The sequence below is a fragment of the Rhizobium sp. CFBP 8762 genome (assembly GCF_014841565.1).
GTDB lineage: Bacteria > Pseudomonadota > Alphaproteobacteria > Rhizobiales > Rhizobiaceae > CFBP-8762.
In genome coordinates this window covers 897,439-916,826 of sequence record NZ_JACYUD010000001.1, presented here as the reverse complement: position 1 = coordinate 916,826, position 19,388 = coordinate 897,439, and the positions used below count along the sequence as shown (strand labels likewise).

Genomic DNA, 19,388 nt, shown 5'->3' with positions numbered 1-19,388 from the left:
AGCGACGGCCTTTGACTCTCCGAATGCGACAAAACAAGAGGTTTAGACCTCAAGCTTGCGCGCTTCTGAAATCAACATGATCGGAATCCCGTCCCGGATCGGGTAGGCCAAACTTGCCTTTTTGGAAATCAGCTCATTGGCTTGCGAGTCATAATTCAGCGTGGTTTTCGTCAGCGGGCAAACGAGCAGTTCCAGAAGCTTCGGGTCAACCTTGCTGGTATTTACATCCATGACGCACCTATTGCAGAACGCTGTCGAAATCGCCGGATGAGCGCGCCAGTACCATTTCGGTAATGGCAATCAGCGTTTCTGCCCGGGTTTTCAAATCCGGTGCTTCCAGCAAGGCCTGCTTTTCAGCCGGGCTGAAGGGCGACATCATCGACATGGAGTTGACGAGCGTCGTGTTGTTGGCTCTCTCCACGCTGTCCCAGTCCGCTTCCAGCTTGTTGGCCTTCAGATATGCCTTGAAAGCGCTGAGAAGGGCAGGGCGGTTGACCTGGCTGTCATCCTCGCTGGTGGTCAGATCGGCGGCGAAGGGCGCGATCTTGAACTGGCGGTAGACCTTGTTGCTCGAAGCCTCTTCAAACAAACGAAACCGGCAAATGCCGGTTAGTGATATGACATAGCGCCCATCACCGGTCTCGGCAAACGATGTCAGCCGACCGAGGCCACCAATCGGGCTCAAAGGCGCTTGCGGCGCAACCGGGCTTTCCTCCTGTGTCATGGCGGTGAGCGCAGGCTGGATAATACCAATCAGGCGTTTTCCAGCCAGGGCATCATCCACCATAGACAGATAGCGTGGCTCGAATATGTTAAGGGGTAATTGTGCGCCGGGAAGCAGCAGGCCGCCGGTCAATGGAAACACCGGTACAATCTCAGGAACGTCCTCCGGTTTCAGATATCGTGCGTTTCCCACCTGCATGGCATTTTTCCCGTTCGTCTCAATGCGTGTTACGACACGCTTTAAATGGGGCGCGGCGGCATGAATCTCAACCGCTACCCCATGATATATTAAGAAAACAGAATGGACGATAGCTTGCGCCGCGCGGCCAACGTGGCCGGGTCCGTGGGCCCCCACACATCAAAAAACGCCAGAAGCTGGCGACGCGCGCCATCGTCATCGAAGGTCCGGTCGCGTTTCATGACAGTCAGCAGATGGTCGGCGGCAACGCCGCGCTCCCCCTCGACATTTCTGATTTTGGCAAGGTTGATACGGGCTGCATGGTCATCGGGATTGGCCACAAGGATCTGCTCCAGTGCCTGCGGATCTCCCAGCTTGCGGGCTTCCTCGATCTGATCGAGTTTTTTCACAGCCGCCTGAACGGCACTGTCGCCCGCAAGGGCTTCAGGCAATTCGGCAAGCAGCGTCCGGGCTTGCGCCAGCTGGCCGGTGGAAATCAGGCAATTGGCCATGCCCGCCAGCGCGGCTGCGCTTTCCGGGTCGGCCTGGAGCACCGCGTCATAGAGCTGGCCGGCACTGTGAACATCCCCATCGGCGAACAGTTGGGCCGCTTCGGCAAGCACGGATTCGATCTCCGCTTTCGCATCGTCGGTCGCAGGACCGGCAACGCGCTCGATAAACTCGCGGATCTGACTTTCCGGGATCGCACCCATAAATCCATCGGCAGGGCGGCCGTTGACGAACGCGACCACCGCCGGAATCGACTGGATGCCCATCTGGCCGGGAATGGCGGGATGCTCGTCAATGTTCAGCTTGACCAGTTTGACCCGGCAATTGCTCTCGCCAACCACCTTTTCAATGATTGGCTGAAGCTGTTTGCACGGTCCGCACCACGGTGCCCAGAAATCCACCAGAACAGGCTGGTTGCGAGATTCTTCGATCACATCCCGGGCAAAGGTTGCGGTGGTGGTATCCTTGATAGCGCCTGTGGCTGCTGCTGGCTTCTGACCAGTGCCGAGGTTGGCCGCGCCACTGAGCTGGTAACTGTGCGCGCTTGCATATGGATTGCCGGTGCCGCTCATCATTCCCCCTACAGGAAGGGCAATTGCCCTTCATCCTATCTAAGTTCGCTATTAGATCGTATTTCAGGACGATACTTTCAAGACAAGTGGCGTATGTCCCGTCGCTTCCAGAAACCGGATGAGGTCGCTGGCGGCAATCGATGTTGTCGCGTCATTGGAAAGGGGATGCGCGTTGATAACCTCTTCGCGCATCAGGTCCTCGTCCAGAACAATGGTAACGGCCTTATCCGTATCGTTAATGGCTCCAAACGCTGTCACGGCACCGGGAATAACACCGAGATACTCCATCAACTTTTCCGGCTTCCCGAAGGAAACCTTGCTGGCGGCCCCGATAACGGTGTGCACGGTTTTGAGGTCCACGACGGCATGTTCCTCCACCGTCAGCAGAAAGAAATTGTCCTTCTTGTCTTTGACGAACAGGTTCTTGGTGTGACCGCCGGGAATTTCATCGCGCAGCGAAACCGATTCCGCCACGGTGAAAACCGGGGGGTGATGCTTGGTCGTGTGCTTGATTCCAAGATCATCGAGAAAAGCGAACAAATCAGCGGCTGTTTTGACGGATTTTTCCAAGGCGATTCGTCCTTTGATCAGGCAAGGCTATGGTTCTGTTGATAAAGTCCCTGGTGTTTGGACGCAAGCGCGAACCTGGTTTCAAGCATTTGCAGGGCTTTGCAGAGGGTGGTTCAAAAAAAATCAGGCGGACGCATTTTCCCTGTTGCAATTCTGAAATGGCTGGGGCATACACCGCCCGTCGCCGCAGGAAACTTAGACAGTAAACTGCAAGCGACGCCACGGTCACCAGTTACCCCGGACCTGTGGATTTGAGCGGGTGTAGCTCAGGGGTAGAGCACAACCTTGCCAAGGTTGGGGTCGAGCGTTCGAATCGCTTCACCCGCTCCAGTTTTTCTGGATTAAATTTCCTTTGCCACTGCTGTGATGTAAAACCGGGTTCAACCGGTCATTGTCAGATTTCGGGTGCAGGGCTGCTAAAGCCCGTCCCGCCCGCGAAAACGCCGCTGATAGCCCGCGTCATACAACGCACTTTCGCGGAAATCCTCGCTCTCAAGACCCTTGCCCACGAAAATCAGTGCCGTGCGCTCAATCGGATCAGCGGCAACTTTGGCAGCAATGGTGGATAATGTGCCGCGCACGATGCGCTCGTCCGCCCAGGATGCTTTCACCACGATGGCCACCGGGCAATCCGGTCCGTAAAGCGGGGTCAGTTCGTCCACCACCCGGGTGAGCGCGTGGATGGCGAGGTGGATGGCAAGCGTTGCACCCGTGGCGCCGAAATTGGCCAACGTTTCCCCATCCGGCATCGGCGAGGCGCGGCCCGAAACACGGGTGAGCACGAGGCTCTGGGCGACGGCGGGAATGGTCAGTTCGCGGCCGAGGGCTGCTGCCGCAGCGGCAAAGGAGGGAACACCGGGGGTGAGCGTGTAGGCGATGCCGAGGGCATCCAGACGCCGCATCTGCTCGGCCACAGCACTCCACACGGACAGATCGCCCGAATGAAGGCGGGCAATGTCGTGACCGGCGGCCTCGGCTGCGATGTATTCCGCCTCGATGTCATCCAGCGACAAGGGTGCAGTATCCACGATACGCGCATCGGGCGGGCAATAGGTCAATAATTCTGGCGAGACGATGGAGCCTGCATACAGGCACACGGGGCAGCGGGCGATAAGATCACGACCGCGCACGGTGATAAGGTCGGCGGCACCGGGGCCCGCGCCGATGAAATGAACGGTCATGCCGTCTCTCCCTCTGTATCTTTTTTTGGATAGGCCCCTTTTGTCCAAGCCCATTGGGTTACAGGCATGGCCGGTCGCCAGCCGGTGAGGTGCCCCACGGGGCTGGCGCGGGAAATATCCAGCCGGGTCAGGCTACCGCCATGGCGCGCCTGCGCGGCCAGAAGCACGGCTTCCATTTCCAGTGTTACGGCGTTGGCAACCAGCCGTCCGCCGGGCTTTAATGCCGCCATTGTGGCCTCCAGCACACCCTCGCCACTGCCGCCACCACCGATAAAAATAGCGTCGGGCGCGTCAAGGCCTGCAAGTGCCTGCGGTGCTTTCCCTTCCACAACGCTCAAAGCCGGAACGCCACAGGTTTGTGCGTTGCGGCGTATGCGCTCCACGCGCTCGGGTACCGGTTCAATGGCGATTGCGCGGAGCGATGGATGCGCCAGCATCCACTCTATGCTGATGGAACCGGACCCGCCGCCGATATCCCACAGCAACTGCCCGCGACGCGGCGACAGGGCCGACAGGGTTACCGCGCGAATTTCCCGCTTGGTGATCTGGCCATCATTCTCAAACAGCGCATCATCCAGCCCGAAGCCGAGCGGCAGAATGCGGGCATCAATGCGGGCGTCGCTGTGCGCCTTGACGTCGATAGCCACCACGTTCAGCGGGTTCACGGTTGGCAGCGCAAAGCGGTCAGCCTGATGGTGGCTGATACGCTCCTGGTTGCCTCCCAAAGCTTCCAGCACAGTGAAAGCCGAACTGCCAAACCCGGCCTCGGTTAAAAGCGCCGCGAGGTCTGCGGGGCCGGTCTCATCAGAGGTCAGCGCAAGGATGCGGCAACCCGGATGCAGCAAAGGGCGGATCAGATCGATGGGTCTGCCGTGCAGCGAAACGGTTTCCACATCCTGCAAGGGCCAGCCAAGGCGGGCTGCTGCCAGTGAAAAGGCCGAGGGGGCTGGAAACACAGTCATTTCGTTAGCCGAAACCAGCCGCGATAGCGTTGCACCAACGCCGTAGAGAAAGGGATCGCCGGATGCCAGCACCACGATCGGCGTGCCCCGGCGTGACATGATATCGTCAATGGACTGCGAAAATGGACTAAGCCAGACATGGCGTGTGCCGGAGATCAGGGTATCGGCCAGCTCTAGATGGCGTTTGCCACCATAAACGACAGCGGCGCGGCCAAGTGTGGCCTTGGCGGCATCGCCCAGACCCGCTAGACCATCCTCGCCAATGCCAATGATCGACAACCACGGGGCAACAACAGGTTCAGCCATGCGCAGCCACCATTTGCTGATATTGGGCGGCACGACCGAGGCCCGGCTGCTGGCGCAAAAGCTGGCGGCGCGGTTTGGGGTCACTGTCACGCTGTCGCTGGCCGGGCGAACGGAGCAGCCCTTGTATCAAGCCGTTCCGGTCCGCAGCGGCGGGTTTGGTGGTGCGGAGGGTCTGGCGCACTGGTTGCGGGAAAAGGGTGTCGATCTCTTGATAGATGCTACCCATCCCTTTGCCAGCCGCATTTCGGCCAATGCGCAAAGCGCAGCAATGGCTACGGGCATAGGCTTGATTACATTGCGCCGTCCGCAATGGGTGCAGCAGCCGGGTGATCGCTGGCACGAGGTGGACAGCGTTGCTGCTGCAGTGCCCCTGCTCGGAGAAAAACGCACCCGCGTCTTTCTCGCTATCGGGCGGCAGGAAGCGCATATGTTCGAGGCTGCACCGCAGCATGATTATCTGGTGCGCAGTGTCGATCCGGTGGTGCCGCCTTTGGCGCTGCCGCACGTGCGCACCGTGCTGGCACGCGGTCCCTTTGCGCTTGAGGATGAAATCGCGCTTTTGCAACAGCATCATATCGATTGCATCGTCGCCAAGAACAGCGGCGGAAGCGCGACCTATGGAAAGATCGAGGCCGCGCGGCAACTGGGCATTGAGGTCATTATGGTGGCGCGCAAGGGTATCACAGGCGGCAAGGTTGCCGGAACGGTGGACGAAGCGCTGGCGATGATTGATCACGCCTTTTCTCCGTAAAAGCGCGGACTGTAGACAAGATCAGGCAAGCCCGGACGGACAACCGTGCGTGTCTCAGCCGTGCCGATGATGACGCAGGTCGCCATGTCGGCGCGGTTGGCATCGGCGGCACCAAGGGGCATGGTGTCGATGCGCTCATCCGGCCGTCCGGCGGCGCGGCCGAAAATCACGGGCACGGTTGCTGGCAAAAGTGCGCGCAGCACATCAAATGCTTTTCCAAGCTGCCAGGGGCGCGCTTTGCTGATCGGGTTGTACAGCGCAATGACGAGACCGGCGGACGCGACAGCTTTCAGCCGTGCCTCGATCACATCCCAGGGCTTAAGATTATCAGACAGCGAGATGGCGCAAAAATCATGGCCCAGCGGCGCACCGATGCGCGCGGCCACGGCCAGCATGGCGGTAACACCGGGGGTTATCTGCAAATCGATGCTGCGCCATTCGTCCGGCCCATGGTCGATAGCCTCGCAAATGGCAGCGGCCATGGCAAAGACGCCCGGGTCTCCGCCGGACACGACACAAACATGTTGACCGCTGGCAGCGCGGGTCAGCGCGGCCTTGGCGCGGTGCAGCTCTTCCCGGTTGTCGGAGGCAATCCGCTTCTGGTGGGGTGCCAGAGAGAGCCGGTCGAGATAGGGACCGTAGCCGAAAAACTCCGTTGCGCTGGCCGCAGCGTTCAGCGCTTCCGGCGTCATCTGGTGTGCGCCGCCGGGGCCGGTACCAATCACGGATAAAGTGCCGATAATTGATAAAGTGCCGCTCATTGCGCGGCCTCATCCAGCCCCTGCAAACGCTCCGTCCAGCCGGGAACCAGCACAAGCGAAAAATAGGGCGAGGCATTGTCCAGCTTGTGGGTCAGCGCCGACATGGAGGCATTGGCCATGGTGCCACGTTCCACGTAGACGGCACCCTCCAGCTTGCCGCAAGCGGCCAAGGCGCGTCGAATTTTACCAAGGTGGCGGCCAACCTTCATGATCACGGCGGCATCGGCCTCCGCCACGCGCCGCGTCAGTTCCTCCTCCGGCATGGTGCCGGGCAGAACCGACAGCACATCGTCCCCCTGCACCAGCGGCAGACCGGCGGCGGACCAACAGCCCGACATGGCCGTGATGCCGGGCACGACCTCGGTGTCAAACAGGGCGGACAGCCGCACATGCAGGTGCATGTAGGAGCCGTAAAACAGCGGGTCCCCCTCGCTCAACACCGCAACGGTGCGCCCAGCGGTCAGATGTGCGGCGACATCGCGCGCGGAGCGGTCATAAAAGGCGGTGATCTGGCTGCGGTAGTCGTCGTGGTCCTTGTCGATTTCCGTGGTCACGGGATAGTAAAGCGGAAGTTCGACAATGCCGGGTTTTAACAGGCCATCGACAATGGTGCGGCCATTGCCGCGCCGTCCAAGCTTGGCGAAATAGGCCACCACATCCGCCTCATCCAGCGCACGCACCGCTTTGAGCGTCAACAGTTCCGGGTCGCCAGGGCCAGTGCCGACACCGATCAGGCGTCCGTGTCTGGTGCTGCTCATAGGGGCACTGCTCATAGGCCGGGCCTCGCTAGCGCGTTGATGGCCGCTGCGGTCATGGCACTGCCCCCCATCCGGCCACGCACGATGGCATAGGGAATGCCGTGGGCGTCGGCTGCCAGCGCATCCTTGGACTCAGCCGCTCCGACAAAGCCCACAGGCATGCCGATGATGGCGGCAGGGCGGGGTGCGCCATTACGCAGCATGTCCAGAAGAAAGAACAGGGCTGTGGGCGCATTGCCGATGGCAACAACTGCGCCTGCCATATGCTCCACCCACAGTTTCAGTGCCGCGGCAGAGCGGGTATTGCCGATCTCTGCGGCCAAGGTCACAGTGCGCGGATCGCGCAGGGTACAGATCACGGCATTGTTGGCGGGCAGTCTGGCATGGGTTACGCCCCGTGCCACCATTTCCGCATCACACAGAATAGGCGCGCCGTGTTGCAAGGCGTTTCGTGCGCCTGCAGCAAACCCGGGCGAAAACTCAAAATACTGTGCTGCGTCCACCACGCCGCAGGCGTGAATCATCCGCACGGCAATATCGGCCTCAGCCTCGTCAAAGCGCGCCAAATCCGCTTCTGCGCGGATGATCGCGAAGGAGCGCTCATAAATCGCGTTTCCATCGCGGATATAATCATAGTCGGACATGTCGGCACTTCCAGAAGCGGGATTGCTGCGCATACGATTGCAGGCGTGTGAAAGCAATGGGTTTCGTCAAGACTGCCATCGGGACCGTCATCGAGCGGCAAACCGCGCCAGATGCTGCCGCGCTGTTTCATGCGCCGGTTTTGCCCGCATGGCGGATGAAAAAGACTGCACATCAAACCGGGCCTCTGCGGCATGTGCGGCACCATCCAGCACATAGCCGATGCCACCGGCAACGGGCGCGAGCGTCAGCCCTGCGGGAGCGGGGTGGGCGCAGCCCTTGGCGCAGCCGGAAATATGCACATCCACCGAACCATCGAACAGGCCCGGCACTGTCGCGATAAGACTGGCGGCCACGTCTTTGGTATCAATGCCTGCCGACGCGCAAGCCGGTGCACCGGCGCAGGCGGAAATAAAATTGCCGGGTGCATCGGCTTGCGTAATGAAGCCCAGCGCGTGGGCTTGGGCTTGCAGGGCAGCCAGCCGGTCGGCCTCCACACCGGTCAGCAATAGAGCATGGCCGGGGGCCAGGCGCACATCGGCAATATCAGCGTTTCCAGCGGCAACCATCAGCCGCATCAGCGTGGAGGCCGATACCTGACCGAAGGCAAGCGCAACGCCCAAAACCGTCTGGCCCGTATCGAAGGAATGAACACCCGACGGAGCAATGTCCGGCTGATCGGGCCCATCCCCGGGCATATCGCCCGGCAGATGGATCGACTCTGGAGCGATATCCCGCCCCCTTGTTTTCGGGCCACGCTCATGGAGGCTGCGAAGGATGGTCAGAACAGAAGCCACGGCATTTTCAGCGCTGACCACATCAATTCCACGCGCCGTTTTGGCGGTGCCGCCAACGGCCACGCGCCAAAGCGGCGGTGATCCGGACACGGCATCCAGCCGAATATCGGCAGAGGCAGCTCCCAGATGCAGCCGACCGCCGCCGTTGAGGGTGATGGCCAGTTTTGGAGCCAGCCGGTAGGCGGCATGGGTAATGGCTGTGCGCAGAGCCTCGGCCAGCGGTCGGGGGTCAAGAATTTCCGTTGGGTCCAGCCCCGCCAATGGTGGTATCTCGATGGCGGGTGCGCCTGCGGGATCAATCTTCAGCGCGTTGACGTCTTCTGCCAGCAGGCAGGCGCTTGTCTCCGTCAGCCCGCGAATTTGCAGGTTTCCACGGGCCGTAATTTCCAGAATGCCGTTGCCGTGGCGCTGTCCGAGGTCAGCCAGCGCGGACAGCGTATCGGGTGGCAACCCCAATGCCGCCGGTTTCAGCCGTACCAACAGGCCATCACCCGTCTGCATGGGGGCAGACAGGGACGGGCAGGCGCCGCGCGCGTGCGCGTTACCCAATATATTGGCGGGGGAATCGGCAACACCATTCATGCCGCTTTATACGTCAAAATCCTTGGCAGTGCGAATCAGATAGGTATCCATAATCCACCCATTGGCGGCGCGGGCCTCTGCGCGGGCTTTGGTGATCGTGTCCGCCACCTCTGCCAGATTGCCCGCCACTGTAATTTCCTGAGCGCTGCCCAGATAGGCCCCCCAGTAGATCGTGGCATCATGCTCATGCAGCCGGTTAAATGCCTGCTCGCCATCCAGCATGACCACGGCGGATGCGCCGTTGCTAAAATCCTCTGTGCTGGCAGCGCGTCCGGTGGTGATGTGAACCGGTTTTCCAATGAGATTGAGGGGAATACGGTGACTGGCGCACAGCGCCTGAATGCTGGTGATGCCGGGAATAACGTCATAATCAAACGCCACCTGACCCATGTCCTTCACCCGCTCCAGAATGCGAATGGTGCTGTCGTAGAGGCTTGGATCACCCCAGACCAGAAAGGCGGCTGTTTGCGTCTCCGTGAGGGTGGCGATCAGGTCAGCATAGGTTTGCGCAATGGCGGCATGCCATGCATTCACAGTCTCGGTGTAGTCCGCATCGCTGCGCCGCACAGGCACCGCAAATTCTTGTGTGTGTACGTCTCTCGTCAGAAAGCGCGTGCAAATGTCACGCCGCGCCTGCGCCAAGGCTGCCTTTTCCGCACCCTTGGTGGGTATGAACAGCACGTCGGCACTGTTCAGCGCGGTGATTGCCTGCACGGTCATATGTTCGGGATTGCCCGCTCCAATGCCGATGACACGCACATGTCGCATGAAACTCACTCTCGTTGTTGTCCTCGCATACGCATTTCCGCGCAAAAAGTCGATTCGGAACCAATCCTGGCCGCTCGGGTTATGGGAGTCTTATCGCGTCCAGTGAAGGCAGACTGCTTTCACGTCCGGATAATGCGACATTAAGAGTACATCTGATCAGGAGAGATGACATGGCGACCAAGACATTGAACGACCTGTTCTACGAAACGCTCAAGGACATTTATTATGCCGAGCGCAAAATTGTAAAAGCCCTGCCGAAAATGCAGCGGGCTGCACAATCGCCAGAGTTGAAAGCCGCTTTCGAGAAGCACAAGGAAGAAACCGAAGGGCAGATCGAGCGTCTTCAGCAGTGTTTTGAACTGTTCGGCAAGCGTGCCGTTGGAAAAACCTGTGCTGCCATTGAAGGCATTCTGGAGGAAGGCGAGGAAATCATGGATGATTTCAAAGATTCGCCAGCGCTCGATGCCGGTCTGCTGGCTGCTGCACAGGCCGTGGAACATTACGAAATTACCCGTTACGGCACATTGAAGACCTGGGCGACGGAACTTGGCCACGACGACATTGCCAAGTTGCTGGAAGAAACGCTCAGCGAAGAATCAGCCACCGACGAGGCGCTGTCGCAGCTCGCAGAATCGGCCGTTAACGCCGCTGCGCAGCAAGCTGCATAATCGTTTCGCCGTTTGCCTGAAAACCGACCCTGCAAATCCCTATGGTTTGCGGGGTTTTTTCTTGAAAAAGACCCATATATAAAATACTCCTTCAAATAAGAATATTTGGAGGAATATGGACATGGTGCAAACATCGCCTGTGGCAGGGCCTTTGGAGGGGCTGCTGGTACTGGATATGAGCCAGTTTTTATCTGGCCCCTATGCATCCCTGCGGCTGATGGATCTCGGTGCGCGGGTTATCAAGATAGAGCGACCGGATGGTGGCGACCTTTCCCGGCGGCTGTATCTCAGCGATACCGAAATCGGCGGTGATTCCACGATTTTTCACGCGATCAATCGCGGCAAGGAAAGCCTTTCGATCGATATGAAGAACCCTGCTGATATGGCAGCGTTGAAAACACTGATCGCCAAGGCCGATGTGGTCATCCAGAATTTTCGCCCCGGTGTCATCCAGCGGCTCGGGTTGGATTACGAAGCGGTCAAGGCCATCAATCGACAAGTCGTTTACGCCGGTATCAGCGGCTACGGCGAGGAGGGACCATGGGTTAAACGCCCGGGACAGGACCTGCTTGCCCAGGCTCGTGCGGGTTTGATGTGGCTGAACGGTGATGAGCATCAGGGCCCGGTGCCGTTCGGGCTGGCCGTGGGCGACATGCTGGCCGGTGCTGCAGTTGTGCAGGGCATTCTGGCGGCTTTGGTCCGGCGCGGCATTTCCGGTGAAGGCAGCCATGTGGAAACCAGCCTTCTGGAATCGCTGGTGGATTTCCAGTTTGAAGTCCTGACCACGTATTTGAACGATGGGCGGCGTTTGCCCAAGCGCTCGGACTTTCGCAGCGCCCACGCTTATCTGTCCGCGCCTTACGGCGTGTATGCGACCAGCGACAGCTATCTGGCGATTGCCATGACGCCGATTTCCAAACTGGCTGGTCTGCTGGAACTTGAAGAGCTGACGGACTATGCAACGCGTCCGGCCTCTTGGTTCACCAGCCGGGATGATATTAAGCGCATCATCGCCGAACGGATCTCGACACAAACCACCGCGCACTGGCTGTCGGTGCTGGAACCGGCCGATATTTGGTGTTCGGCTGTGCTGAACTGGGATCAACTCTTATCCAGCGAAGGATTTGAGGTGCTCGACATGCTGCAAACGGTCACGCGTGACGACGCTGTGTCCATCACCACAACGCGCTCCCCTCTGCGCATCAACGGTGTTCGTCCGCTCAGCCAGCGTGCCGCACCGCGCATCGGCGAACACAGCGCTGCCATCCGTAAGGAATTCGGTCTATGATCACATTGAAAGGCATGACGTGGAGCCATCCGCGTGGCTACGATCCGCTGGTCGCGTGCTCGGCGCGCTGGCAGGCGGAAACCGGCATTACTGTCGAGTGGGACAAACGCTCTCTGCAGGACTTTGAAAGTTTCCCCGTGGAGGAACTGGCGCGGGCCTACGACCTGATCGTGATCGACCATCCGCATGTGGGGCAGATCACCAAGGAAGGTTGCCTGCATCCGCTGGATGGCGCAGGTCGGGAGACTGAACTGGACGCGCTTGCGGCAGGCAGTGTCGGTCAGTCCTTTCCCAGCTACTTTTACCAGGGGCATCAATGGGCCTTCCCCATCGATGCTGCAACACAGGTGCAGGCAACCCGTCCAGACCGCCTGGTGACCGCCCCCCGGACGTGGGATGAGATCAAGGCACTTGCGCAGGCAGGCAGGATACTCCTGCCGCTGCGTCCGCCCCACTCGCTGATGAGCTTTTTCACGCTGGCTGGCAACATCGGCGTTGCCTGCAACAATCAGCCAGAGGGCGATCTCATAAGCGTTGAGGACGGTACGCGCGTCTACACTCTGCTTGCCGATGTAGCCCGACTGGTTGATCCGGCCTGTTACGACATGGACCCGATTGCCGCGTTTGAAGTGCTGGCGGAAGGCGACAACGCTTACGCCTGTGTTCCGCTGGCTTACGGGTACATCAACTATGCCCAGCCCGGCTTTCGCAAGAATGTCCTTGCCTTCAGCGATATCCCGGCTGCGGGAAGCTTGAGGTCCATCGGATCTGCCCTTGGCGGAACAGGCATTGCAGTGTCTGCCTTTGGCACCAACGTGGCAGAGGCAGTCAAATTCGCCTATTGGATAGCAAGCGGTGAGGTGCAAAAAGGCTTGTATGGCCATTCCAACGGGCAGGCAGGCCATGCGCAAGCGTGGGAAGATGACACGCTCAACGCCGCATCCGGCGATTTCTACCGCGCCACACGTGCCACGCTGGAATCGGCATGGCTCCGCCCGCGGCACGATGGCTATATGGACTTTCAACAGGCGGCATCGGACCGCTTGAACGCAGGTCTGAAGGGAAACGAGGACGCGCAAGGCGTCATACGTGACCTGAATAGCCTGTATCATGAAAGCTTTGCTGGCTAACGCATTTCCAGCAAAAGTCCGTAGCGGTTTTGCGCAGGACAATGCGTGAAACAAACCTTCTGTGCGGACAGCGTCAAAGGCCCCAGATCCGTCTGGCATTGGCGCTGTAAACCTTCTCGCGCTCCTGCGCACTGCATCCGGCAAACAGGGCGTGGGTGGCGGCAACCCATGTGGACAGGCCGCCGCCGAGTGTGCAGACCGGCCAGTCGCTGCCCCAGACAAGACGATCGAAGCCGAAGGTCTGGGCAACGTGCTCCACATAGGGGCGCAGCGTCTCCACGTCCCAGCTTGCCGCATCGGCATAGGCCACGATGCCGGAAATTTTCGCCATGACATTGGGGCGAGTGGCCATCTCGGTTATCTGCTGACGCCACACAGTCGCCTCACCGGACGCAATGGCGGGCACGCCACAGTGGTCGAGAATGAATGTGGTGTCCGGGGCCAGATCGACCAGCTTTGCGGCCTTCTCCAATTGACGGGGCACAACGCAGAGATCGAACGTCAGCCGGCTTCCATTCAGGCGGCGCATATTGCTGTGCACGGTCTGGTTATCCAGAAGCGCGTCCGGCATGACATGCAGGACACGGCGAAATCCCTTGATGAACGGATTACCTTCCTGCCGCTCCAGATAGCTGGGGAAACTGTCATCCTCAGGCCGACAGGCGGCAATCGCTCCCCGAATCAGACTGCCGGGCTCACCCGCCAGCGACTGAATCATCCGGGATTCGGCCTCCATCTGCGAGGGGGCCACGTCCACTTCCATGTGCAGCGTCGCCTCGATGCCCACGCGTCTGGCCTGCAGGGCGTAGTCGGCGTAGAGAAAATCAGCATTCAGTACTGTTTCACCCGCCAGCCACGGATAGCGAAGGTGTTTACGGTCGATCAGATGCAGGTGCGTATCGATGAACATGGGTCTCCTCCCCAAGAAATTAAGTCTATGAAATCAGACCAGATTGGAGCCGGCAAGCTTTGACAGGGCTTCGGCGGTTTCCACCACGAGCAGAGCAGCCTGCTCCATGGCGGGCGCATCCGGCCGGTTGACGAGGCTGATGAAAGGGCAGGTCAAGGCCGCAATGGCGCGCCCGTCCGGTCCCAGAATCGGGGCTGACAGGTTCTGCACACCCGCCGTCTGTGCACTCATCATCACCTCATAGCCGCGTGCGCGGATTTGGTCGAGGCGTGACAGGAGTTCCGGCGGCGCATCGCCTTCGCCCGCGATACGGCGATTCTCGGCAATCATCATGTTGCGCTCCTGCTCGGAGCGGAAAGCCAGCAGCACATGGCCGGAACCGGTGTTGAACAGGCTGATATGGGAGCCGACGCGGATGGAAATGCCCCAGTAATCCGGTGCCTCCTGCTGCGCGATGACCACCACCGAGCCACGGTCAAACACGCAGAGCTGGTTGGCCTGTTTGGTCGCCTGAGCCAGATCTCGCATCAGCGGCGTAGCATAGGAGGCCAGCCTGCGGGTGGGCGCATGCAACTGCGCCAGACCAAACAGTTTCAGCGTCAGCGAGTAGCGGTCCCCGTCCAGACGCGTCACATAGCCACGCCGCACCAGCCGGTCCAGCATCCGGTAAAATTCGTTGGGGGTGCGGCCCAGTTGCTTGGCAATTTCGGCCTGTGTCAGCCCGCCATCGATACCGGCCAGAAGCTCCAGTATATCCAGCCCCTTGTCCAGCGCCGGTGCGCGATAGCGATCGTCTTCCTCGTTCAAGCCTGTACTCTCCTTCACGCCGATGCGTTGACTCAATATTCAGCGCGACCTTTTGGAGGCCGGGCGCTCTAACAACCAATTTTCATATACGAAAATATCCTTCAGAGCGAAAGCGTGATGCTTGACACCCAGGGCTTATGGTGTTTGTATATGAATGAAGCTCTCATATGTGAGGGTTGATGTAAAGCGGATGCTTCGGGAGAGTGTTCGATCAAGTCTTGGGAAACTCGAGACCAACGGGAGGAAAATCATGTTGAGATTGCTTTCCAGCGTTGCCGCTGGCGTCATTGTGGTGGCGCTGTCGCCGCTATCTGTTTTTGCTGCCGAACTGCCCGGCAAGTTCGAGGGCGTCACCATCGATGCCAAGCTGATCGGCGGGCAGCAGTATGAAAAGCTCTATGAGCGTATTCCCGAATGGGAAAAATTGACGGGTGCAAAGGTCAATATCCTGTCCAAGAAGAATCACTTCGAACTGGACAAGGAAATCAAGTCGGACATCGCATCCGGTGGCACGAAATGGTGCGTTGGCTCCAACCATTCGTCGTTCGCGCCGCAATATCCGGATATTTACACCGATCTGAAACCGCTTATCCCTGAGACGGAACTGGCTGCGTTCGTGCCGTCGGTCATCAAGGCCTCCACGCTGGATGGTAAGCTGGTGATGCTGCCGCGTGCGCAATTCGACGTATCGGCGCTCTACTACCAGAAGAGCCTCTATACGGACGAGGCCAAGAAGGCCGCGTTCAAGGAAAAATATGGGTACGACCTGACGCCGCCCGATACCTGGGCGCAGGTGACGGATCAGGCAGAATTCTTTGCGGCGCCTCCCAATTTTTACGGCACCCAGTTTGCCGGCAAGGAAGAGGCCATCAACGGTCGCTTCTATGAAATGCTGGTGGCCGAGGGTGGCGAGTATATCGATGCCGAGGGCAAGCCTGCGTTCAATTCCGAGGCCGGTGTGCGCGCGCTCGACTGGTTCGTAAAGCTCTACAAGGACAAGGCCGTACCGGCGGGCACCACAAACTATCTGTGGGATGATCTGGGCCAAGGCTTTGCGTCGGGTTCCGTCGCACTCAATCTCGACTGGCCGGGCTGGGCAACCTTCTTTAACGATCCGAAATCGTCCAAGGTTGCTGGCAATGTCGGCGTCAAGGTTCAGCCTGCCGGTTCCAGTGGCAAGCGCACGGGCTGGTCCGGTCATCATGGGTTCTCAGTGACGCAAGCCTGCGCCAACAAGGAGGCCGCTGCCTCGCTGGTCTGGTTCCTGACGAACGAAGACAGCCAGAAGCTGGAATCGGAAGCCGGTCCGCTGCCGACCCGCAGCGCGGTGTGGGAATACAACATCAATGCCGCCAAGGGCGACGCCTACAAGACCGAAGTGCTGAACGCCTTCCAGGAAGCTGCCAAAAACGCGTTCCCTGTGCCGCCATTGGCAGAGTGGATCGAGATTTCCAACAGCGTTTACCCGGAACTTCAGGCTGCCATTCTGGGAGACAAGACATCCAAGGAAGCGCTGGACGAAGCGGCTGAAAAGGCCACGACCGTACTTCAGGACTCCGGCAAACTGTAAGCCGCGAAACATCATGACGGGCGGTGACAAGCCGCCCGTTGCATTTTCAAGTTTCAGGGCATGAGATGAAGAATTTTAAACTGTCAGCACCGACCTTGCTTCTTCTTCCGGCAATCGTGGTGCTTGCCGCAGTCATCGTACTGCCGCTTCTGTTTTCCTTTTATTCAAGCTTTACGCCCTTTCGCCTGACAAAGCCGGATACGCTGTGGCTGTTCGTAGGCTTTCGCAACTACATCACAGCACTGACCAGCGTTGATTTCTGGATTGCGTTCGGGCGCACCGTCCTGCTGTTGACCATTGCGCTCAATGCCGAAATGCTGCTGGGACTTGGCCTTGCCATGCTCGTCAACAAGGCAACCATGGGCCAGCGTGTGCTGCGTACGCTGATGCTGTTTCCCATGATGTTTTCGCCGGTGCTGGTGGGTTTCCAGTTCAAGTTCATGTTCAATGACAATGTCGGCTTCGTCAACAATGCCCTGCAATCCCTGGGCATTACCGACCGCGCCATTCCGTGGTTGATCGATGGCAATCTGGCGCTTTTTTCCATCATTGTCGCGGAGATCTGGTCGTCCACATCGGTCTTTGCCATTCTTATTCTGGCCGGCCTGCTGGCCATGCCGAAAGACCCGGTGGAAGCCGCCCATGTGGATGGTTGCACCCCGTGGCAGACGTTTCGCTATGTGACATGGCCCTATCTCATGCCGTTTGCCTATATCGCCATGACTATCCGGTCGCTGGACGTGGCCCGCGCCTATGATATCGTGAAGATCATGACCGATGGCGGACCGGCCAAGCGCACGGAGCTGTTGTGGACCCTGATTGGCCGCACCGCCTACAGCGATGCGCGCATGGGGCTGGCCAACGCCATGGCCTATATCGCCATTCTTCTCTCCATTCTCTTCACCGTCTATTTCTTCCGAAAATTGGCGGCAGCACGGCAACAAATCGGCGCGGAGTGGTAATCATGAGCAGTGTCACCTCTCACCGTCTTCGCCGCCGCCTGCTGAAAGTCGGCCATGTCATCGGTCTGTTCATCGCCATGGCCATCATTTGCCTGCCCGGGTTCTGGATCGTGCTGTCCTCGCTCAGGCCAACGGTGGAAATCATGGCCAAGCCTCCGGTCTGGGTGCCGGAGAGCCTGTCTCTGGATGCCTACCGCGCCATGTTCTCCGGTGTAGGGCAGGGCGGCATTCCGGTCTGGGATTATTTCCGCAATTCATTGATCATCTCGATCACCTCCACAGTGATCGCGCTGATGATCGGCATGTCCGGCGGGTATGCGTTTGCACGCTATCGCTTCAAGGGCAAATCGGCCATCTTTTTGGGCTTCATGCTGACCCGCGCGGTGCCCGGCATTGCCCTGTCGCTGCCGCTGTTTATGATCTATGCGCGCACCGGCATTATCGACACGCATTTCTCCATGATTCTCACCTATGTGGCGCTCAACGTGCCGTTTACGATCTGGCTGATTGACGGTTTCTTCCGGCAGGTGCCGAAGGACCTGGCGGAAGCGGCGCAGATCGATGGTTGCACCCGCTGGCAGGCGTTCTGGCAGGTGGAGTTTCCGCTGGCGGGCCCAGGTATTGCGTCGGCTGGCATTTTTGCCTTTCTCACCTCGTGGAACGAGTATGCGCTGGCTTCGCAGATTACGCGCTCGGTCAACTCCAAGACACTGCCGGTCGGGCTTCTCGATTACACCGCCGAATTCACCATCGACTGGCGCGGCATGTGCGCGCTGGCCGTGGTGATGATCGTTCCGGCGCTCACACTCACCTTCATCATTCAAAAGCACCTCGTTTCCGGTCTCACCTTCGGCGCGGTGAAAGGGTAATTCGCATGGCTCCCGTTACATTGAGAAAACTCGTCAAGCGGTACGGTGCGCTGGAAGTGGTGCATGGTATTGATCTTGAGGTGAAGGACCGCGAGTTCATCGCGCTTGTTGGTCCCTCCGGCTGCGGAAAATCCACCACGCTGCGCATGATTGCCGGTTTGGAGGACATCAGCGGCGGCGAGATTGAAATCGGCGACCGGGTGGTGAACGACCTGCCGCCGCGCGCGCGCAACATTTCCATGGTGTTTCAATCCTACGCCCTTTACCCGCATATGACGGTTGCGGAAAACATGGGCTTCTCGCTGAAGATTGCAGGCCAGAGCGCCGACGAAATCCGCAAACGGGTGGTTGAGGCCGCAGCCATTCTGGACCTTGGCCCCCTGTTGGAGCGCCGTCCGTCGCAACTGTCGGGCGGGCAGCGCCAGCGCGTAGCGATGGGTCGCGCGATCGTGCGCAACCCGGATGTGTTTCTGTTCGATGAGCCACTGTCCAATCTGGATGCCAAGCTTCGCACGCAGGTGCGCACCGAAATCAAGCGCCTGCACGCCAAGGTTAAATCCACCATGATCTATGTGACGCATGATCAGGTGGAGGCCATGACGCTGTCTGACCGTATCGTCATCATGCGGGATGGTTACATCGAGCAGATCGGCACGCCGGAGGAAGTGTTCCAGCGTCCTGCAAGCAAGTTCGTTGCCGGCTTTATCGGCTCGCCGCCCATGAATCTGGAGGATGCTGTGGTGGACAATGGCCGCCTGATGTTTGCTGGCGGGCAAAGTCTGCCCGTACCACCACGGTTTCTGGAAAAAGTGACCACGGGGCAGAAGGTTACGTTCGGTATTCGCCCGGATGATGTCTATCCGACTGGTCACGGACTGCACTCCGGCGATGCCTCGGCGGTTCACGCCATGGCGCTTCCGGTCGTGATTACCGAGCCGCTCGGCAATGAAACGCTGGTGTTCATCACCTTCACGGGTCGCGACTGGGTATCGCGCATGCTGAACCCGCGTCCGCTCAAAACCGGGGAAACGGTTGAGATGAGCTTTGACCTGTCGCAGGCCCATCTGTTCGATGCGGCCACCGGCGTCAGTCTGAGGTAGGCCTATGCAGAGGATGGGCCAGA

General features: G+C 59.3%; 21 protein-coding genes and 1 tRNA gene. 9 read left to right on the top strand and 13 right to left on the bottom strand.

Going from position 1 to position 19,388, the window contains the following annotated elements:
- Positions 1 to 42: 42 nt before the first annotated feature.
- The 4 genes from IFT84_RS04365 to IFT84_RS04350 all read right to left on the bottom strand — a co-directional run bounded on the left by IFT84_RS04365 (position 43) and on the right by IFT84_RS04350 (position 2,553).
- Positions 43 to 231, bottom strand: coding sequence for a Trm112 family protein (locus IFT84_RS04365; protein ID WP_192117374.1), 189 nt, complete (start codon positions 229 to 231; stop codon positions 43 to 45).
- 7 nt (positions 232 to 238) lie between these two features.
- Entirely contained in the window at positions 239 to 922 is a 684-nt protein-coding gene (locus IFT84_RS04360; protein WP_192117373.1) for an LON peptidase substrate-binding domain-containing protein, read from the bottom strand.
- Between the two features lie 89 nt (positions 923 to 1,011).
- A complete protein-coding gene (gene trxA, locus IFT84_RS04355; protein WP_192117372.1) occupies positions 1,012 to 1,983 on the bottom strand; it encodes a thioredoxin in 972 nt (323 codons plus the stop codon).
- Between the two features lie 63 nt (positions 1,984 to 2,046).
- On the bottom strand, positions 2,047 to 2,553 hold the full coding sequence (locus IFT84_RS04350; protein ID WP_192117371.1) for a prolyl-tRNA synthetase associated domain-containing protein: 507 nt from the start codon (positions 2,551 to 2,553) through the stop codon (positions 2,047 to 2,049).
- A 255-nt stretch (positions 2,554 to 2,808) separates the two neighbouring features.
- Here IFT84_RS04350 and IFT84_RS04345 point away from each other — a divergent pair.
- Positions 2,809 to 2,883 (top strand) — tRNA-Gly (locus tag IFT84_RS04345).
- An 86-nt stretch (positions 2,884 to 2,969) separates the two neighbouring features.
- Here IFT84_RS04345 and cobM read toward each other — a convergent pair.
- Both cobM and cbiE read right to left on the bottom strand, forming a co-directional pair.
- Positions 2,970 to 3,734, bottom strand: coding sequence for a precorrin-4 C(11)-methyltransferase (gene cobM / locus IFT84_RS04340; RefSeq protein ID WP_192117370.1), 765 nt, complete (start codon positions 3,732 to 3,734; stop codon positions 2,970 to 2,972).
- Positions 3,731 to 5,002 (bottom strand): precorrin-6y C5,15-methyltransferase (decarboxylating) subunit CbiE, encoded by a 1,272-nt coding sequence (cbiE, locus tag IFT84_RS04335; protein ID WP_192117369.1) that lies wholly within the window; start codon positions 5,000 to 5,002, stop codon positions 3,731 to 3,733. Before cbiE ends, cobM begins: the two co-directional genes overlap by 4 nt.
- Here cbiE and IFT84_RS04330 point away from each other — a divergent pair.
- The gene (locus tag IFT84_RS04330; RefSeq protein ID WP_192117368.1) at positions 5,001 to 5,753 is read left to right on the top strand and encodes a cobalt-precorrin-6A reductase; all 753 of its coding nucleotides are present in this window, start codon (positions 5,001 to 5,003) and stop codon (positions 5,751 to 5,753) included. The two genes, cbiE and IFT84_RS04330, sit on opposite strands and share 2 nt — an antisense overlap.
- Here the strand turns inward: IFT84_RS04330 and IFT84_RS04325 are convergent.
- The 5 genes from IFT84_RS04325 to cobF form a co-directional block, all read right to left on the bottom strand.
- Positions 5,735 to 6,514, bottom strand: coding sequence for a precorrin-3B C(17)-methyltransferase (locus tag IFT84_RS04325; protein WP_197975426.1), 780 nt, complete (start codon positions 6,512 to 6,514; stop codon positions 5,735 to 5,737). The two genes, IFT84_RS04330 and IFT84_RS04325, sit on opposite strands and share 19 nt — an antisense overlap.
- Positions 6,511 to 7,272, bottom strand: coding sequence for a precorrin-2 C(20)-methyltransferase (locus IFT84_RS04320; RefSeq protein ID WP_192117367.1), 762 nt, complete (start codon positions 7,270 to 7,272; stop codon positions 6,511 to 6,513). Before IFT84_RS04320 ends, IFT84_RS04325 begins: the two co-directional genes overlap by 4 nt.
- Positions 7,273 to 7,283: 11 nt before the next feature.
- Entirely contained in the window at positions 7,284 to 7,916 is a 633-nt protein-coding gene (locus IFT84_RS04315) for a precorrin-8X methylmutase (protein WP_192117366.1), read from the bottom strand.
- 87 nt (positions 7,917 to 8,003) lie between these two features.
- Positions 8,004 to 9,293 carry a precorrin-3B synthase gene (gene cobG, locus IFT84_RS04310; RefSeq protein WP_192117365.1) on the bottom strand — a complete coding sequence of 430 codons (1,290 nt, stop codon included), beginning with the start codon at positions 9,291 to 9,293 and terminating at the stop codon, positions 8,004 to 8,006.
- Positions 9,294 to 9,299: 6 nt separating this feature from the next.
- On the bottom strand, positions 9,300 to 10,061 hold the full coding sequence (gene cobF / locus IFT84_RS04305; RefSeq protein ID WP_192117364.1) for a precorrin-6A synthase (deacetylating): 762 nt from the start codon (positions 10,059 to 10,061) through the stop codon (positions 9,300 to 9,302).
- Positions 10,062 to 10,231: 170 nt separating this feature from the next.
- Here cobF and IFT84_RS04300 point away from each other — a divergent pair, with 170 nt between their 5' ends.
- The 3 genes from IFT84_RS04300 to IFT84_RS04290 all read left to right on the top strand — a co-directional run bounded on the left by IFT84_RS04300 (position 10,232) and on the right by IFT84_RS04290 (position 13,147).
- Positions 10,232 to 10,729, top strand: a complete 498-nt coding sequence (locus tag IFT84_RS04300) for a YciE/YciF ferroxidase family protein (RefSeq protein WP_192117363.1) — start codon at positions 10,232 to 10,234, stop codon at positions 10,727 to 10,729.
- Positions 10,730 to 10,850: 121 nt separating this feature from the next.
- Positions 10,851 to 12,017, top strand: a complete 1,167-nt coding sequence (locus IFT84_RS04295; RefSeq protein ID WP_446737564.1) for a CaiB/BaiF CoA transferase family protein — start codon at positions 10,851 to 10,853, stop codon at positions 12,015 to 12,017.
- Positions 12,014 to 13,147 carry an extracellular solute-binding protein gene (locus tag IFT84_RS04290; RefSeq protein WP_192117361.1) on the top strand — a complete coding sequence of 378 codons (1,134 nt, stop codon included), beginning with the start codon at positions 12,014 to 12,016 and terminating at the stop codon, positions 13,145 to 13,147. The genes IFT84_RS04295 and IFT84_RS04290 overlap by 4 nt, the downstream gene beginning before the upstream one ends.
- A 73-nt stretch (positions 13,148 to 13,220) precedes the next feature.
- On the opposite strand, the gene IFT84_RS04285 is transcribed toward IFT84_RS04290, so the two are convergent.
- Positions 13,221 to 14,057, bottom strand: coding sequence for an amidohydrolase family protein (locus IFT84_RS04285; protein WP_192117360.1), 837 nt, complete (start codon positions 14,055 to 14,057; stop codon positions 13,221 to 13,223).
- Between the two features lie 33 nt (positions 14,058 to 14,090).
- Positions 14,091 to 14,864, bottom strand: coding sequence for an IclR family transcriptional regulator (locus tag IFT84_RS04280; RefSeq protein ID WP_192117359.1), 774 nt, complete (start codon positions 14,862 to 14,864; stop codon positions 14,091 to 14,093).
- A gap of 250 nt (positions 14,865 to 15,114) precedes the next feature.
- On the opposite strand from IFT84_RS04280, the gene IFT84_RS04275 reads away from it, so the two are divergent.
- From IFT84_RS04275 to IFT84_RS04260, 4 genes are all read left to right on the top strand, one after another.
- Positions 15,115 to 16,434, top strand: a complete 1,320-nt coding sequence (locus IFT84_RS04275) for an ABC transporter substrate-binding protein (protein WP_192117358.1) — start codon at positions 15,115 to 15,117, stop codon at positions 16,432 to 16,434.
- A 65-nt stretch (positions 16,435 to 16,499) separates the two neighbouring features.
- Positions 16,500 to 17,396, top strand: coding sequence for a carbohydrate ABC transporter permease (locus tag IFT84_RS04270; RefSeq protein WP_192117357.1), 897 nt, complete (start codon positions 16,500 to 16,502; stop codon positions 17,394 to 17,396).
- Between the two features lie 2 nt (positions 17,397 to 17,398).
- Positions 17,399 to 18,265, top strand: coding sequence for a carbohydrate ABC transporter permease (locus IFT84_RS04265; protein ID WP_192117356.1), 867 nt, complete (start codon positions 17,399 to 17,401; stop codon positions 18,263 to 18,265).
- Between the two features lie 5 nt (positions 18,266 to 18,270).
- Positions 18,271 to 19,365, top strand: a complete 1,095-nt coding sequence (locus IFT84_RS04260; RefSeq protein WP_192117355.1) for an ABC transporter ATP-binding protein — start codon at positions 18,271 to 18,273, stop codon at positions 19,363 to 19,365.
- Positions 19,366 to 19,388 lie beyond the last annotated feature (23 nt).